The sequence below is a fragment of the Streptomyces asoensis genome, assembly GCF_013085465.1.
GTDB lineage: Bacteria > Actinomycetota > Actinomycetes > Streptomycetales > Streptomycetaceae > Streptomyces > Streptomyces cacaoi_A.
This window is the reverse complement of sequence record NZ_CP049838.1, coordinates 3191720-3207678: the sequence shown is the minus strand read 5'-3', so window position 1 is coordinate 3207678 and position 15959 is coordinate 3191720. Positions and strand designations below refer to the sequence as shown.

Sequence of the window (15959 nt, the reverse complement as noted above, 5' to 3'; positions counted from 1 at the left end):
CGAGTCTCCCAAGCCGAAGCAGCCACCGACCGTGGCAGTGAAGCGAATGGACGTCGGCAGCACGGACAAGCGGTCCAATGCCGCGCGACCTTGGAAAGCGCCGAAGGTCACCTGGCCGGAAGCAGGCACCGCCACCGTCAAGTTGACCCCGTCGGAGTCAAACTCCGTCGCGAAAAAGGCGGGCTCGCTCCCAGTCGCCCTTGCGGCGGCACCACGCGCCCAGCAGCTGCTGAGTGGCACCACTCCGCCCACGAAGGCGACCGTCCAACTCGCCGACCAGAAGACCGCCCGCAAGGCCGGTGTCGACGGTCTGCTGTTCTCCGTCACCAGAGCAGACGGCAGCAAGTCGGCCAGCACCACCTCCGTACAGGTGGACTACAACTCCTTCAAGGGCGCCTACGGCGGGGATTGGGCAGCCCGTCTGCGACTGGTGCAACTGCCCGCCTGCGCGCTGACCACCCCGGACAAGCCGGCCTGCCGCGCTGCCGAGCCACTGGCCACGACGAACGACACGAAGGCCGGAACGCTCACCGCGACCGCCCCCTTGTCCGCGGCCTCGAGTACATCCACGAGCGTGACGGTACTGGCAGCCGCCGCCGCGGCCTCCGGTGCCGGCGGTGACTACAAGGCAACGTCCCTCCAGCCCTCCGGCTCGTGGACGGCGGGCGGCGCGACCGGGGGCTTCTCCTGGTCGTACCCGATCGAAGCACCAGCCGTACCCGGCGGCCTGACGCCCAACGTCTCACTCGGCTACAGCTCCCAGGCCGTCGACGGCCGGACCTCGGCCTCCAACAACCAGCCCTCCTGGATCGGCGACGGCTGGGACTGGCAGCCCGGCTACATCGAGCGCCGCTACAAGTCCTGCGAGGACGACAAGGACAAGAGCGGCGCCACCAATACCACCAAGGTCGGCGACCAGTGCTGGTACAACGACAACGCCGTCATGTCCCTGGGTGGCAAGACCATCGAGCTGGTCTACGACAAGACCGAGGGCTGGCACCCGGCTGACGACTCGGCCGAGAAGGTGGAGAAGCTCACCGGAGCGACCAACGGCGACGACGGAACGGCAGGCGTCGACGGGAAGGGCGAGTACTGGAAGGTCACCACGGCTGACGGCACCCAGTACTTCTTCGGCCGCAACAGGCTTCCGGGCTGGAGCGACAACGGCACCGCCGCCGACGACCCGGTGACCAACTCGGCTTGGACGACCCCGGTCTTCGGCAACCACTCCGGCGAGCCCTGCTACAACTCCTCCTTCGCTTCGGGCTGGTGCCAGCAGGCCTGGCGCTGGCAGCTGGACTACGTCGTCGACCCGCGCGGCAACGCGATGGCCTACTACTGGTCCAAGGAGTCCAACAACTACGGTCGCAACGTCTCCGAGACCACCGGCAAGGCCACCGTCACCCCCTACGTGCGCGGCGGCTGGCTGGACCGTATCGACTACGGTCTGCGCGACGACGCGGTCTACTCGGGCAAGGCGATGGGCCAGGTCCAGTTCGGGGTGTCCTCTCGTTGCCTGAGCGGCTGCACCTTCGACGAGGCCAACGCCACCAACTGGCCCGACGTCCCGTACGACCAGTACTGCAAGGACGGCGCGACCGAGTGCAAGGACCAGTACTCCCCGACGTTCTGGTCGCAGAAGCGCCTGTCCACCATCACGACCAAGATCCTGACCGGCGGTGTGTACAAGGACGTCGACACCTGGACCCTGGCACAGGACTTCCCCGCCTCCGGGGACGGCATCTCCACGCCGATGTGGCTGAAGTCGATTCAGCACAGCGGGAAGGTCGGGACCACCGAGACCCTGCCGGCGGTCACTTTCACGGGCGTGCAGAAGCCCAACCGGGTCGACAAGCTGGGTGACGGCCTGGCCCCGTTCATCCGCCTGCGCATGTCACAGGTCAGGACCGAGAGCGGCGGCACCATCGGCGTCGACTACTACGACCCCGACTGCACCGCCACCACCCTGCCCCCGGCCGACGGAACCAACACCACACGCTGCTACCCGGTCAAGTGGCCTTTCGAGGGAGAGACGGCCAAGCAGGACTGGTTCAACATCTACCCGGTCAAGCGTGTCATCGAGGGCGACAACCTCGTCGAGTCTCCCGACACGGTCACCGAGTACACGTACGTGGGTGGCGCCAAGTGGGTCAAGGGCACGGACGAGTTCACCAAGCCGAAGGACCGCACCTACTCCGTCGCCCGCGGCTACGGGCGCGTGCAGACCCGTAAGGGCGCCGGCCTGGATGCCCGAACCCTGACCGAGTCCCGCTACTTCCGCGGCATCGACGGTGCCGAGGTGGAGGACTCGGCGGGGACAGCGGTCACCGACCGCGAACAGTTCGCCGGGGTGGTCCGCGAGACCGCGACCTACAACGGCGACGGGGGTGCGCTCCTCTCGGCCACCTCCTACACCCCCTGGCGCTCGGCGGCGACCGCGACACGAGACCGCACCGAGGCCGAGCTGCCCGCCCTGACGGCCTACCACACAGGCATCGCGGCGGAGGAGAGCCGCACCACGGTCACCGGTGGCACCCGCACGACCAAGACCACTCGCGGGTTCGACACCTACGGCATGGTCACCCAGGTCTCCGAACACGGCGACACCTCCAAGACCGGCAGCGACACCGTCGTCGGCGACGAGAAGTGCACGACCACGACGTACGCCCGCAACGCCACCGGATGGATACTCAACGCCGTCTCCCGTGCGGAGACCGTGGCCCGTCTGTGCAACGTCACCGCCAACCGCCCCGACGACGTCATCGACGACGTCCGCATCTCCTACGACAACGCGGTCTTCGGAGTGGCCCCCACCAAGGGTCTGGTCACGAAGACCGAGCGGATCAACGGCACCGGCACCGGCTACGACGTCACCAGTTCCGTCCCCAGCGTCTGCGGCACGGCCAAGAACCAGCTCTGTTACGACCAGTACGGTCGTGCGCAGGCGGCGGCGGACGCCTACGGCAAGATCACGTACACCACGTACGTTCCCGTCACAGGCGAGAACCCGACCGCCACGACGCTGACCAACCCCCTCGGCCACGCCACCAAGACCAAGCTCGACCCACTGCGTGGTCAGCCGACCGAGTCGACGGACGCCAACGAAAGGGTCACGTCCATCGCTTACGACGGTCTCGGCCGCGTCAGCAAGGTGTGGCTGCCGACCCGCTCGGCCGCGAGCTTCCCCAACGCGCCGAACCACTCGTACGCGTACCTGGTCCGTACCGACGGCCCCGCCGTGGTCACGAGCAAGTACCTCGACCACAACTCCAAATACCAGACCAGCTACGCCTTCTACGACGGCCTGCTGCGCGAGCGCCAGACCCAGGCGGCGTCTCCCGACAGTGCCGGACGCCTGGTGTCGGAGTCGTTCTACAACACCCGAGGTGATGCGTGGCGTTCGTCGGGAACCTACTTCACGACGGGTACCCCCGAGCCGGTACTCGTGACCGGGGAGGAGACGAAGTACCCGTCCTCCACTGAGACCGTCTTCGACGGCGCGGGCCGGCCCACAGTGGTCATCGCGAGGAAGTTCGGCGACGAGACCAAGCGCACCACCACCAGCTACACCGGTGACACCACCACGGTGGTGCCGCCCAAGGGCGGAACCGCGACCACCACGGTGGTGGACGCACTCGGCCGCACGGTGGAACTCAAGCAGTACACGGACGCCGCACGCACGTCGTCGCAGTCCATGCGCTACCACTACGACAGCCAAGGCCGCATAGACCAGATCACCGATGCCTCCGCGGCCAAGTGGGAGTACGTCTACGACGTCCGCGGCCGCAAGACGGACGTCGTCGACCCGGACACGGGCGAGTCCCACACCACCTACGACCAAGGCGACCGCGTCACCGATGTCACCGACGCCCGCAACGTCACCCTGCACACCGACTACGACGCACTCGGCCGCCGCACCGCGGTGAAGAAGGGCACCACCACGCTGTCGGCCTGGACCTACGACGCCGTAGCCAAGGGCCAGCCCGCCACGACCACCCGCTACATCGGCGACAAGGCGTACACCACCGAGATCACCGAGTACAACGCCTACTACCAGCCGCTCGGAACCAAGGTCACCGTCCCCGACGGCCTGGGAGTGCCCGCCGGAAGCTACGAGTGGTTCAACTTCTACGACGAGAACACCGGCCTGCTCAAGGCCACCGAGCAGCCTGAAATCGGCGACCTGCCCTACGAGTTCGTCAGCACCGACTACGACACCGCAGGTCTGTTGGCGGGGTTCAACGCCGACAGCGATCCGCTGATCTCGGAAACCGTCTACGACCACTACGGCCGCAATACCCTCCTCGAATACGGCGAGTTCGGTCAGCACCTGCGGACCACCAGCGTGTACGACGACCACACCGGCGCGCTGACCGACGCCTACACCGACCGGGACACCGCGCCACAGAGGATCGAGGACTCCCACTACACCTACGATCCGGCCGGCAACATCACCCAGATCACCTCCAACTACGGTCAGGACGCGGCCCGCACGACCGACACCCAGTGCTTCAACCTCGACGCGCTCACGCGCATCACCGAAGCCTGGACGAACACGGGTAGTACGTGCGCCGCTGCTCCTTCCGGTGACGTGGTCGGCGGCCAGGACCCGTACTGGACCAGCTACTCGTACGACGCGGTGGGCAATCGAAAGACCGAAACCCAGCACCAGACCGCCGCGGGTCCCACCGCCGACACGGTCCGTACCTACGCCGCACCCGACACGGGCAAGCACAACCTGCCCAGCGTCACCCAGACCGGCACCGATCCGCGCACCGAGTCCTACAGCTACACCGAGACCGGCGACACGAAGACCCGCACTTTCAAGCAGGGCACTACGACCACGCTCAACCAAGAGCTGGTCTGGGACGACGAAGACCACCTCAAGACCGTCACCAGCAACGGCCAGACCACGAGCTACACCTATGACACCGACGGCCAACGCCTGACCCGCACCGACTCCACGGGTACGACGCTCTACCTCCCCGGTGGCAACGAGCTCAACGTCGACAAGGCCGGCAAGGCCACCGGTACCCGTTACTACGGCACCGACACCCAGACCCTTGCCATGCGTACCGGCGGAAAACTGACCTTCCTGCTTGCCGATCACCACGGCACGACCACGACCCAGGTCACCGCTGACGCCACCCAGGCCATCACACGTCGTAAGACGGGCATCTTCGGTACTCCTCGAGGCAGCCAGTCGGCGCCCTGGGCTGGCGACAAGGGCTTCGTCGGCGGCACCAAGGACGTCGACACAGGTTTGACCCACCTCGGTGCCCGAGAGTATGAGCCGAATACCGGCCGCTTTATCAGTGTCGACCCGATTCTGGATCCGGCTGACTCGCAGCAGGCGAACGGGTACACGTACGCTGAAAATAGCCCCGTTACTCTGAGTGACGCCACTGGTCTCATGGCGTGCGCATCGCCTGACGAATGCGGGGGCGGGGCGCAGTACGGCAACAACACTCCGACGAAGAAGAGCGGGGGAAAGGCGCTCAACGACCCGTCCTGGGGTTGCAACGGATGTGACGGGAACAGTTACGACGACGGCTGGTGGACGACAAGCGGATGGAGTGAAGCGGCTACCGGTCCGGAATTGAATCCCGGTCTCATCACGGTATTTCCGGGTGTCCAGGTTTCCAAGCAGTGGGATGGTGTCCGTGAATTCAAGCAGGAACTTCGGGATGATCTGGCCACCACCTACTGCGGGCTGGAATGCGTCGCCGGCTGGATAACCAATCCGGCAGACTCGGAGCAACTCTCCGGCGGCTACCAGACTCTTTCGCTGGCCAAGTGGCGGGCCTGCGGGCGCATGGAAGGCCACTGTCCGAAATCAATTTCGTCGCTGGCGGAGGCCCTCGGTAGCGCTACCGCCATGGCGATGGGCGTGGGGGGCGGCGGCCTCAGAGGACCCAGGCCTGGCCCCGGAATGGGCGGGCTTCCCGCCCAGGGTACGATCGCTCCCGGGGCGGTGCGGTTCACTCAGGACAACATCAAGGCCCAATTCTCCGACGGGAGATCACTTCAGGGGCTCATCGACGGTCTTAAGTCCGGAAAGGTTGGAATATCTGAAATCCCGCCGATCCGTGTTTTCCAGAAAGATGGCAAGATCTACAGTCTCGACAATCGCAGACTCTACGCTGCTCAACAGGCCGGTGTGAATATCCGTTTCGTTCGCGCCAGTCCCGCAGAGGTGCAACGAGAGACGCCTAGAAAGTTCACTACGGAGAATGACGGCACATCTATCGTGGTCAGGGGGAAGTGATTATGGACTTGGATGATCAAGCGGATAGCGTGAGGACTCGCGAGGACTTCGTCCAATTCCTCGCCGATGCTCTGGCTGATCTCCAAAATCGACCTGAGGACTGGGAGAACGTCACGCTTGAGAACTTTCTCGAGGCATGGGGTGCCTGGGTCGGTTCCATGCCGGGATGGTGCAAGAATCAGGGCAAGGAGCTTCCGGATCAACCTGACTGGAATCTCCTGGCCGCCATGGTGATGGCGGCACGAATCTATGAATAGACCGCAGCGTCACTCTTAGTTCCACGGACCGAGCGCCGTGCTCCTGCCGTGCCCGGCTGTGGTTGTAAATCAACCAGAGCCGGGCACGGTTGCTCTGGAAACCAAGCGTGCGCCGGCAGTGAGCAGGATGATCCTGATTGGCCCTTGGCTCGACACGCCTCCGGACGCCGGCGTCACAACCCACTGGTCGACCAGTGCGTGCGGGAGGAACAAGCCGGGCCGCTTTCGGACTCCGACTGCAACTCCGCTGGGGTCGGGAGTAGTTTTTTGGAGGATCGTCACCCCGGGAGAGATTCCGTACTTTCTATGTGCGGAATGAGGATGATTCACCGATCGTGCACAGGGCCGTGAGGACGGCGCTCAAGGAGGGGCGGCCATGCGGGGCTGGCAAAGGGTGTCGCTGGCGGTTGAACGTCGCTTGAGGGCGGGTGATCTTCCTTCCCGGGTGGAGGTGGCGGTGGCCCGTCATCCCGTCCGTGCCGGGGTGGTCTGCGGCAGTGTGCTGGCGGTGACGTTCGTCTGGGCGTTGACCGGATTCGGCGATCCCGATGTTTGGATTCAAGCGTCCCTGTTGGGTATGGGGATCCTTTGCTGGGGCGCGTGTCGACGTGTGCGGTGGCAGCATGCCTATGACGAGAGCAGGCAGGGCCGAGGAAGCGCGACAAGCCGCCACGCGGAACCGAGTGGAGCCCCTTTCGCCGAGTGCGGCCGTGTTGCTGTTGCTCGGCGGGTGGGTGGTCGCGTCTGAGGTGTCTGGGTGTCGGCCCCCTGGCGGGATTCCATGGGGGGTGGACATGCGTCGCTGGGAGAAGGCGTTGCTGGCGGTCGACCGGGTCTTGGGGACGGGTGAGCCTCCTTCCCGGCTGGAAGTGGCGGCGGCTCGCCATCCCGTGCGCGTGGGGGCGACGAGCGGAACTCTGGCGATCGCTGCGGCCTGTTCCGGATTCGACGACCCAGTGATTCTGTCTCAGGCGACCCTGACAGGCGCGGGGTTTGGGCTGCTCGCCTGGGCGGCGTGCCGCAATGCTCGATGACTGCATGCCTATTACGCGAGGTCGGGCAGATATGAGGAGGCGTGGCAGAAGGCAATACGGGCAGAGCCTCTCTCGCGGCGCGCGATGATTCTACGGTTGCTTAGCGCGTGGGCGGTCGCATCAGGGATGTTCTGGCTGATAGCTCCTCGTCAGGAAATTCCAGAGGGTTGGCTGTGGTCTCCCGCTTTCGGGGCCGGGCTCCTGGCGATCTCCTACGCGACAACCTGGCTGATGCAGAAGCTATCTCGCTGACTATGTTTCCGGACATGACTATGAGTTTGGATGATCAAGCGGATCGAGTCGTGACGCGTGAGGACTTCGTCGTATTCCTCGCTGCCGCTCTGGCTGACCTTCGGGATCGACCTGAGGAGTGGGAGAACCGCACGCTCGAGAACTTCCTTGATGCGTGGGGGGCCTGGGTGGGCGATATGCCTGGATGGTGCGCAAACCGCGGTGAGGCGGTCCCGGAGCAGCCTGACTGGCATCTCCTGGCCGCCATGGTCATGGCGGCGCGAATATACGAATGAGTCGTAGCGGCACTCGATCGGTTCCGCTGTGAGTGAGGGAGCGATGTTGTCCTGGGAGAAGTGGGATGCTCTGGTGGCTGCGGAAACTGAGATTGCGCGACTACGTGTCGACGTCAATCAGCTGCCCATGCGAGCCGAAGTTATTGAACGAGCGGTCAAGTGCACTGCGCCCTGGGAACGCTCAACTGCTCTGACCTTCCTGCAGGACTTTCCGGAAGAAGTTCCGAGGCTGCTGGAACTGCTGGTCGATCTCTGCCTCTCGTCGAGGTGGGCTCCCTCGGCCCGAGAAGCGCTGTGGTCCGCGCGTTACGACATCGACGCGCAAGTGCTCGGTGACGTCGTACTGCGCTACCTGGCTGACGGTGACGTCGAGGACTACCGCCTTCTGGCCGACACCCTGACCTACATCGAAGCTTGGCCGGCTCTGGGTGAACTGATCGCCCAGGCCGGTCGGAGCGACGATGCGGAAGTCAGGGAGATCGGCGAGGAACTTGCTCGCAGTTATCGGGGGTTGTTGCCCTGAAGTGCGGAGTAGCGCACTCGAACCACACCGTCTTTCCGCCGGCGGCGGTCGGTGACACCCCCCACTTGTCGACCAACGCGTCCAGGAGGAGCAGGCCTCGGCCGCGTTCCGACTCCCGGTCCAACTTCGCCGGAGTCGGGAGTAGTTGGCCGTAGGCGTCCGTCACCTCCGCTCTGACCCCTGTCGGCTGCTTCAGGAGCAGCAGCGTGCAGCGGCTGTCCGGGACGTGGCGCACCACGTTGGCGATCAGTTCCGTCAGGGCCAGCTCTACCGAGTCCGTCAGGTGTCGCAGCTCCCAGTTCTCCAGGTGTATGCGGGCGATTCTGCGGATGTGGCGGGCTGAGTGTTCGCCGACCGTCAGGGTCATGCGGTACTGCGTGGGGATGGGGGAGGCGTAGATCGAGGGGAAGTATCCGTTCACGGTACGAGGGTGACCTGCGTCAACTACTCTGGGCTATGCATTGAATACAACCCGTTGTGTCGTGGGAGGGCATGCGTGACGCATATCAATGTTCTCGACCCGGGAGCTTCGCCGCTCGACTACTACGGGTTCGAGCTTCGGCGGTTGCGGGAGGCGGCTGGGCTTACGCAGAAGCAGCTCGGGGACATCCTCAACTACACCGGCTCGCTGGTTGGGCAGGTCGAGACCGCCCGGAAGGTGCCCACCCCAGAGTTCAGCGAGCGGGTGGATGCGGCTCTCGGGACCGGTGGTCTCTTCTCGCGGCTCGTCGTACTCGTGCTGCGTAGTCAACTTCCGACCTGGTTCAGGGAGGTCGCCGAGCTGGAGGCGCGGGCCACCGAGATCTGTGTCTTCCAGGCCGGCATCGTTCACGGCCTGCTCCAGACCCCGGCTTACGCGCGCGCCGTCCTTGGAGTGCTCGACGAGACCGACCTTGAGGACCGAACCGCAGTCCGGCTCGCTCGTCAGCGCATCTTCGAGAAGTCCGAGCCTCCGGTCTTCTGGATCGTGCTCACCGAGGGTGTGCTGCACCAAGAGATCGGCGGCAGGGAAGTCATGCGCGAACAACTCGCCCACCTGTTGTCGTTCGAGCGGAATCCTCGGATCAACATCCAAGTGCTGCCGTTCTTGGTCGGAGCGCACGCAGGTACACAAGGCTCGTTCAACGTCTACCGCTTCGGAAGCGACCCCACCATCGTCTATACCGAGGGGTACGGCAGCGGGCATCCCAGTGCGAACCCGGACACTGTCAAGGACTGTTCACTCCGTTACGATCATCTGCGGGCCGCCGCTCTCTCCCTCAAGGATTCGGCGGAGCTGATCCGGCGAGTGATGGAGGAGCGCTATGGGGAGCACCGTCTGGCGTAAGTCGTCGTACAGCGGTGACCAGGGCGGTGATTGTGTCGAGATCGCCGAGAGCCCCGCCACCATCGCCATCCGCGACTCCAAGACCCCGGCGGGCCCGATCCTCACCATCGAGCCCGCCGCGTTCTCGACGTTCCTCGCCTGGACCGGCGGTGGCGCTACAGGCGCTGAATGATCGTCCCGGTTGCCAGTGCGCCACCCGCGCACATGGTGATCAGGGCGAACTCCTTGTCCGTGCGCTCCAGTTCGTGCAGGGCCGTCGTGATGAGGCGGGCGCCCGTCGCTCCTACCGGGTGGCCGAGGGCGATCGCGCCGCCGTTGACGTTGACCTTGGTCAGGTCCTGGTCGAAGACCTTTGTCCAGCTCAACACCACTGACGCGAAGGCCTCGTTGATCTCGACGAGGTCGATGTCCTTCAGGGACATGCCCGCCTTGCCGAGGACGGCGCGGGTCGCGTCGATCGGGCCGTCCAGGTGGAAGTGCGGGTTCGCGCCCACCAGGGCCTGGGCGACGATCCTCGCCCTCGGCTTCAGCTTCAGGGCGCGGGCCATGCGTTTCGACGCCCACATGATCGCCGCTGCGCCGTCGCTGATCTGGGACGAGTTGCCGGCCGTGTGGATCGCCGTCGGCATGACCGGCTTCAGGCGGGACAGGGCGTCGAGGGAGGTGTCGCGCAGGCCCTCGTCGCGGTCGACCAGGCGCCACATGCCCTGGCCCGCCGCCTGTTCCTCCTCCGTCGTCGGGACCTGGACGGCGAACGTCTCGCGCTTGAAGCGTTCCTCCGACCAGGCCGTCGCCGCTCGTTCCTGGGAGAGCAGGCCCAGGGCGTCGACCTCCGACCGGCTCAACCCCCGGTTGCGCGCGATGCGTTCCGCCGCCTCGAACTGGTTCGGGAGGTCCACGTTCCACTCGTCCGGGAACGGTTTGCCGGGGCCGTGCTTCGAGCCCGAGCCGAGGGGGACCCTCGACATCGCTTCGACTCCGCAGCTGATGCCGACGTCGATGACGCCCGCCGCGATCATGTTCGCCGCCATGTGGCTCGCCTGCTGCGAGGAGCCGCACTGGCAGTCGACCGTCGTCGCGGCCGTCTCGTACGGGAGGCCCACGGTCAGCCAGGCCGTGCGGGCGGGGTTCATGGACTGTTCGCCGGCGTGGGTCACCGTGCCGCCGACTATCTGTTCCACGGCGTCGGCGGGGATGCCGGTGCGGCCGAGGAGTTCGCGGTAGGTCTCGCCCAGGAGATAGGCGGGGTGCAGGTTGGCGAGCGCGCCGCCGCGCTTGCCGATGGGGGTGCGGACTGCTTCCACGATCACGGGTTCGGCGGCCATGGGTGCGGATCCCTTCGGAACTAGTACGTGTTCTAGTTCTGCGCTGCATGCAGTCTGCTTACGTGATGTGCGTCACCGCAAGGGTCTTGCAGGCTCGAGGGTCCTGAACTACCTTCACGGCAATCTATTTCTGATGAACCGTCAGATCGCATCGTCAGATGGCTGGAGCCGCCGATGCCCTGTCCAGCGCTTCCCGACGGGTTCGACTTCACCGATCCCGACCTGCTGCAACACCAAGTGCCGCTACCGGAGTTCGCCGAGTTGCGGCTCGCCGAACCGGTCCGCTGGATCCCTCAGACGGGCAATGTGGCCGGCTTCCAGGACGACGGCTACTGGGCCGTGACCCGGCACGCCGACGTCCGGTACGTCTCCACCCACCCCGAGCTCTTCTCCTCCTACCTCAACACCGCGATCATCCGGTTCAACGAGCACATCGAACGGGATTCGATTGACGCTCAGCGGTTCATCCTGCTGAACATGGATCCGCCCGAGCACACGCGCGTGCGGCAGATCGTGCAGCGCGGGTTCACGCCGCGGGCCATCCGGGCGTTGGAGGAGCGGCTGCGCAACCGGGCCACGGCGATCGTGGACCGCGCCCGCGCGCAGGACGGTTCCTTCGACTTCGTCACGTCCATCGCCTCGGAGCTGCCCCTCCAGGCCATCGCCGAGCTGATCGGCGTGCCCCAGGACGACCGCTCCAAGATCTTCGACTGGTCCAACAAGATGATCGGGTACGACGATCCCGAGTTCGCCATCACCGCCGAGGTCGGGCAGCAGTCCGCAGCCGAGATTCTCGCGTACGCCATGAACATGGCCGCCGAGCGGAAGCAGTGCCCCGCGCACGACATCGTCTCGACGCTCGTGGCCGCCGAGAACGAGGGCAACCTCAACTCCGACGAGTTCGGGTTCTTCGTACTGATGCTGGCCGTGGCAGGGAACGAGACGACCCGGAACGCCACGACCCATGGGATGCACGCCTTCCTCACCCATCCCGAGCAGTGGGAGTTGTACAAGACCCAACGGCCCGGCACCGCCGCCGAGGAGATCGTGCGCTGGGCCACGCCCATCATCGCCTTCCAGCGGACCGCCACCCAGGACACCGAACTCGGCGGGAAGCTGATCAGGAAGGGGGACCGGGTCGGACTGTTCTACTCCTCCGCCAATCGTGACCCCGAGGTGTTCGAGCGGCCCGACGAGTTCGATGTCACCCGGGATCCGAATCCGCACCTCGGCTTCGGCGGCGGCGGTCCCCACTTCTGCCTCGGCAAGTCACTCGCCGTGCTCGAGATCAACCTCATCTTCAACGCCATCGCCGATGCCATGCCCGACCTGAGGCTCGTGAGCGATCCCCGGCGGCTGCGGTCCGCCTGGATCAACGGGGTGAAGGAGCTTCGGGTCAGCGCGGGGTGAGGGTTCCCGGCGGCCCTCGGGATGCCCCGATCGGCTCTCGGCTCCGTCGAGTGGTCGGGGCGGACGGCTCGTCCACGGCCGGAGCTTCTCGGGGTTGCGTACGGCCCAGATGTGCGTGATCCGGTCGTCCGCGATGTCGAACGCGTACACGGTCACGACGACGCCGTTCTGTCGGGCGACCAGGCCGGGCCGGCCGTTGACGGTGCGCTCCAGGATCGTCAGGTCGGCCAGCCTGCCGGCGAGATCGACGAGGCCGCGCGCGAGCTGCTCGGCGCCTTCGAGCGGGAGGCGCACGGTGGTGGCGAGGCCGCCGTCGTCGCCGGTCGCCATGACGTCCGGGTCGAGGAGGCCGATGAGGGCGTCGATGTCCTTGGCCTCCCAGGCCTGCTTGAAGTTCCTGACGATGGCGGCCTGCCGGGCGGTCGGGGGCGCCGGTGTCTGTGCGGTGCGGATGCGCCGGCGGGCCGATGAGGCCAGCTGACGGCAGGCCGCCGGCGTGCGGCCGACGATGTCGGCGACCTCGGCGAAGGGGTAGCGGAAGACGTCGTGGAGGATGAACGCGACGCGTTCGGCCGGGGTCATCGATTCGAGTACGACGAGGAAGGCCATGTTGATCGACTCGTCGAGGGTGACGCGGTCGGCCGGGTCGATGGTCGTGCCGCCCGCCCGACCGCCCGACCACTCCGCGGGTTCGGGCAGGGGCTCGGGGAGCCAGTCGCCGACGTAGTTCTCCCGTCGGGCTCGTGCCGAGTTGAGCAGGTTGAGGCAGATACGGCCGGCGACCCTGGTCAGCCAGGCGCCGGGGGAGTCGATGGCTCGCTGCTGCTGTGGGGACAGGGTGTACCAGCGGGCGTAGGTCTCCTGCACGGCGTCCTCGGCCTCGGCGAGGGAGCCGAGGAGCCGGTAGGCGAGGTTGATCAGCTGACGCCGCTCGCTCATGATCGCGCTCAGGCTCGGGTCGGATCGGCCGTCTTCCGACTCGGATGGGGTGGTCATGGTGTCGTCGGCTCCCTCGGTCGCGTCCTCCGCCGTCACCAGTTCGACGAGACAGCGCTCTCGAACGTGACGTCGGCGCCCCGCCTCACATTTCGAGCGCCTGTGTTGTCGGACTGGTGAGACACCCATCAGGACGAAGGAAGGACGACCTCGCCATGTCCACGTCTACGACGACGACCGACGCGACGACGACCGACGCGACGACCGAGCAGGACGGCATCAAGTCGCGGCTCCCCGACCTCACCCACCTCTTCCCCGATCTGTCGAAACTCTCCGGAGCCGTGCGTAACGCCGTCTGGAACGGGCCGGTCTCGAAGACCACCATCAGCCTGATGCTGTTCCGTGGCGCGCAGATCGTCGGCAGCACGTACCACGCCGTCTCGCTGACCGACCAACTCCGTAAAGCGGGGGAGAGCGAGAAGCGCATCACCGCCGTGGCGACATGGCAGAGCGCCCCTTACTTCACCGACGCCGAACGGATCGCACTGGAGCTCGTGGAGGCCGTCCTCACCCCGAACCCGTACGGGGAACGTGTCTCCGACGAGCTGTTCGCCAGGGCGTCCGCGCTCTACGACGAGGATGCGCTCTGGACGCTCACCATGGCGATCGGCCACTTCAGCCTGTTCGTCCCGGTCGCCCTCATCGCCAAGCCGATCCCCGGAAGGCCCATCGGGAAGAACTACAGCAAGTGACGCCGACGGGCTCAGGGTGAGGGCAGGCCGATCATTCCTTGCCGGAGACCGTCAGTGCCAGGACCGCCGAGGTCGTGGCGGCCAGCAGCAGCGGGATCGCCAGGTCGTTGTGGAGTACCAGGACCGCGCCCAGCACCGCGCCCGAGAACATGGCGGTCACGGCTGCCGTACGGCGTGGCGATCGCCGGCCCGTGCCGCCGCCCGCCCGGGAGTCGGAGGCCAGGCCGGTCAGGGTCATCGTGACGACGGTGGTCGTGGTGAAGTCGCGCACCGCCAGTTTGCGGACCGTCGCGTTGCGCAGGCCCATCGCGAAAGCGGTCAGGGCGATGATCGTGTAGACCGTGGCCGGGGCGTCGTCCGAGGTGGCGAACGCCACGGCCGCTGAGATGCCCAGGAGGAGCGCCTCGGCGGCCAGCATCACGCGGGCCGGTGTGCGGCGTGAGCCCTCGCCCACCCGCCGCACGACCCGGCCACCGGTCACCGCGCCCGCCAGGAAGCAGACGAGCGAGGTCGCCGTGTGGGGGACCGAGAAACCCGGGGCGCCGGCGGCGGCGAAACCGAGGACGACGACGTTGCCGGTCATGTTGGCGGTGAAGACATGCCCCAGGCCGAGATAGGTGACCGCGTCGATCAGGCCGCTCAGGGCGGTCAGGGCCAGGAGGGTGGGGACCAGGCGGACGCCGCGTGCTTCCGGGTCCCGCGAGGGCTCTGAGGGCTCTGAAGGTTCTGAGGGCTCTGAGGACTCGATCGGGTGCTCGGTGCCGGTCATCCGCTCAGTGGAGCACGGCAAGGTGAGGAAACGCCGAAGGCGGCGGCCCCGGGGATCGGGGGCCGCCGCCTTCGACGGGTGTGGGGGCGCTGGTCAGCGCGGTGGCGTGGCTCAGTACCAGCCGTTGGCCTGCCAGAAGTTCCAGGCGGCGACCGGGCTGCCGTAACGGGAGTTCATGTAGTCCAGACCCCACTTGATCTGGGTCTTGGCGTTGCTCTTCCAGTCGGAACCGGCCGAGGCCATCTTGGAGGCGGGCAGGGCCTGGACGAGGCCGTAGGCGCCGGAGGAGGCGTTGGTGGCGCTGACGTTCCAGCCGCTCTCGTGCTTCACGATGTTGGAGAAGGCCTTGTACTGAGCCGCGTTCGGGATCATCTTGTGCGCGATCGCCTGGGCCTGGGCGGCGGAGGAGGTCGTCGCGGCGTGGGCGGGGGCGGCGGACAGCGCCATCCCCGCGGTGGCGGCAGCCACGGCGATGCCGGTGAGGGCCTTCTTCGGGGAAGCGATGCGACGGATGACGGAGACGGACACAGAGAACCTTTTTCTTTGGGGACGATGGCGGTCGCTTGCATGCCGGAGTCACGCGGTGCGTGGCCGCACCGTGTGGTTGCGGTGGGTGGCTGCATGCCGTGGTGCCTGAGCCCGTGGACTCGGTGGCACCCTGCGACGTCATCCAGAGAAACAGGATCGAGCGCCGTCCGCAAAGACCCCTTTTGCTAGTTGTGGTCGTATTCGGGGGGTCGGCGCTCCGTGTGAGCTGGCTCTCAATGCCCAGGTCAGAGGCGGTAATGGCATGGACATGGCGTCCGATTTGTCCGACTAGGTCGGGTAGTA

General features: G+C 66.3%; 12 protein-coding genes and 1 pseudogene. 8 read left to right on the top strand and 5 right to left on the bottom strand.

Going from position 1 to position 15959, the window contains the following annotated elements:
* Positions 1 to 31 precede the first annotated feature (31 nt).
* The 4 genes from G9272_RS45920 (at position 32) to G9272_RS14370 (ending at position 8609) form a co-directional block, all read left to right on the top strand.
* A complete protein-coding gene (locus G9272_RS45920; RefSeq protein WP_301272131.1) occupies positions 32 to 6268 on the top strand; it encodes an RHS repeat domain-containing protein in 6237 nt (2078 codons plus the stop codon).
* Positions 6269 to 6270: 2 nt separating this feature from the next.
* Positions 6271 to 6525 (top strand): DUF7660 family protein, encoded by a 255-nt coding sequence (locus tag G9272_RS14380; RefSeq protein ID WP_253267796.1) that lies wholly within the window; start codon positions 6271 to 6273, stop codon positions 6523 to 6525.
* 1300 nt (positions 6526 to 7825) lie between these two features.
* Positions 7826 to 8086, top strand: coding sequence for a DUF7660 family protein (locus tag G9272_RS14375; RefSeq protein WP_253267795.1), 261 nt, complete (start codon positions 7826 to 7828; stop codon positions 8084 to 8086).
* Positions 8087 to 8129: 43 nt separating this feature from the next.
* Positions 8130 to 8609: a hypothetical protein gene (locus tag G9272_RS14370; protein WP_171396955.1), complete on the top strand. Its 480-nt coding sequence runs from the start codon at positions 8130 to 8132 to the stop codon at positions 8607 to 8609.
* Here the strand turns inward: G9272_RS14370 and G9272_RS14365 are convergent.
* Positions 8557 to 9030 carry an ATP-binding protein gene (locus G9272_RS14365; RefSeq protein WP_253267794.1) on the bottom strand — a complete coding sequence of 158 codons (474 nt, stop codon included), beginning with the start codon at positions 9028 to 9030 and terminating at the stop codon, positions 8557 to 8559. The two genes, G9272_RS14370 and G9272_RS14365, sit on opposite strands and share 53 nt — an antisense overlap.
* A gap of 75 nt (positions 9031 to 9105) precedes the next feature.
* On the opposite strand from G9272_RS14365, the gene G9272_RS14360 reads away from it, so the two are divergent.
* Positions 9106 to 9936 carry a helix-turn-helix domain-containing protein gene (locus tag G9272_RS14360; protein ID WP_171396954.1) on the top strand — a complete coding sequence of 277 codons (831 nt, stop codon included), beginning with the start codon at positions 9106 to 9108 and terminating at the stop codon, positions 9934 to 9936.
* Positions 9914 to 10108: a DUF397 domain-containing protein gene (locus G9272_RS14355; protein WP_171396953.1), complete on the top strand. Its 195-nt coding sequence runs from the start codon at positions 9914 to 9916 to the stop codon at positions 10106 to 10108. Before G9272_RS14360 ends, G9272_RS14355 begins: the two co-directional genes overlap by 23 nt.
* On the opposite strand, the gene G9272_RS14350 is transcribed toward G9272_RS14355, so the two are convergent.
* A complete protein-coding gene (locus G9272_RS14350) occupies positions 10092 to 11261 on the bottom strand; it encodes a steroid 3-ketoacyl-CoA thiolase (RefSeq protein ID WP_171396952.1) in 1170 nt (389 codons plus the stop codon). The two genes, G9272_RS14355 and G9272_RS14350, sit on opposite strands and share 17 nt — an antisense overlap.
* Positions 11262 to 11435: 174 nt before the next feature.
* On the opposite strand from G9272_RS14350, the gene G9272_RS14345 reads away from it, so the two are divergent.
* On the top strand, positions 11436 to 12671 hold the full coding sequence (locus tag G9272_RS14345) for a cytochrome P450 (RefSeq protein WP_171396951.1): 1236 nt from the start codon (positions 11436 to 11438) through the stop codon (positions 12669 to 12671).
* A gap of 69 nt (positions 12672 to 12740) precedes the next feature.
* On the opposite strand, the pseudogene sigJ reads toward G9272_RS14345, so the two are convergent.
* Positions 12741 to 13667: pseudogene (gene sigJ, locus G9272_RS14340) on the bottom strand (RNA polymerase sigma factor SigJ); the annotation flags it as partial.
* Positions 13668 to 13822: 155 nt separating this feature from the next.
* On the opposite strand from sigJ, the gene G9272_RS14335 reads away from it, so the two are divergent.
* Positions 13823 to 14359: a carboxymuconolactone decarboxylase family protein gene (locus G9272_RS14335; RefSeq protein ID WP_171396950.1), complete on the top strand. Its 537-nt coding sequence runs from the start codon at positions 13823 to 13825 to the stop codon at positions 14357 to 14359.
* Positions 14360 to 14390: 31 nt separating this feature from the next.
* On the opposite strand, the gene G9272_RS14330 is transcribed toward G9272_RS14335, so the two are convergent.
* Positions 14391 to 15128 carry a YoaK family protein gene (locus G9272_RS14330; protein WP_171396949.1) on the bottom strand — a complete coding sequence of 246 codons (738 nt, stop codon included), beginning with the start codon at positions 15126 to 15128 and terminating at the stop codon, positions 14391 to 14393.
* Positions 15129 to 15239: 111 nt separating this feature from the next.
* Positions 15240 to 15656: a transglycosylase SLT domain-containing protein gene (locus tag G9272_RS14325; RefSeq protein WP_171396948.1), complete on the bottom strand. Its 417-nt coding sequence runs from the start codon at positions 15654 to 15656 to the stop codon at positions 15240 to 15242.
* Positions 15657 to 15959 lie beyond the last annotated feature (303 nt).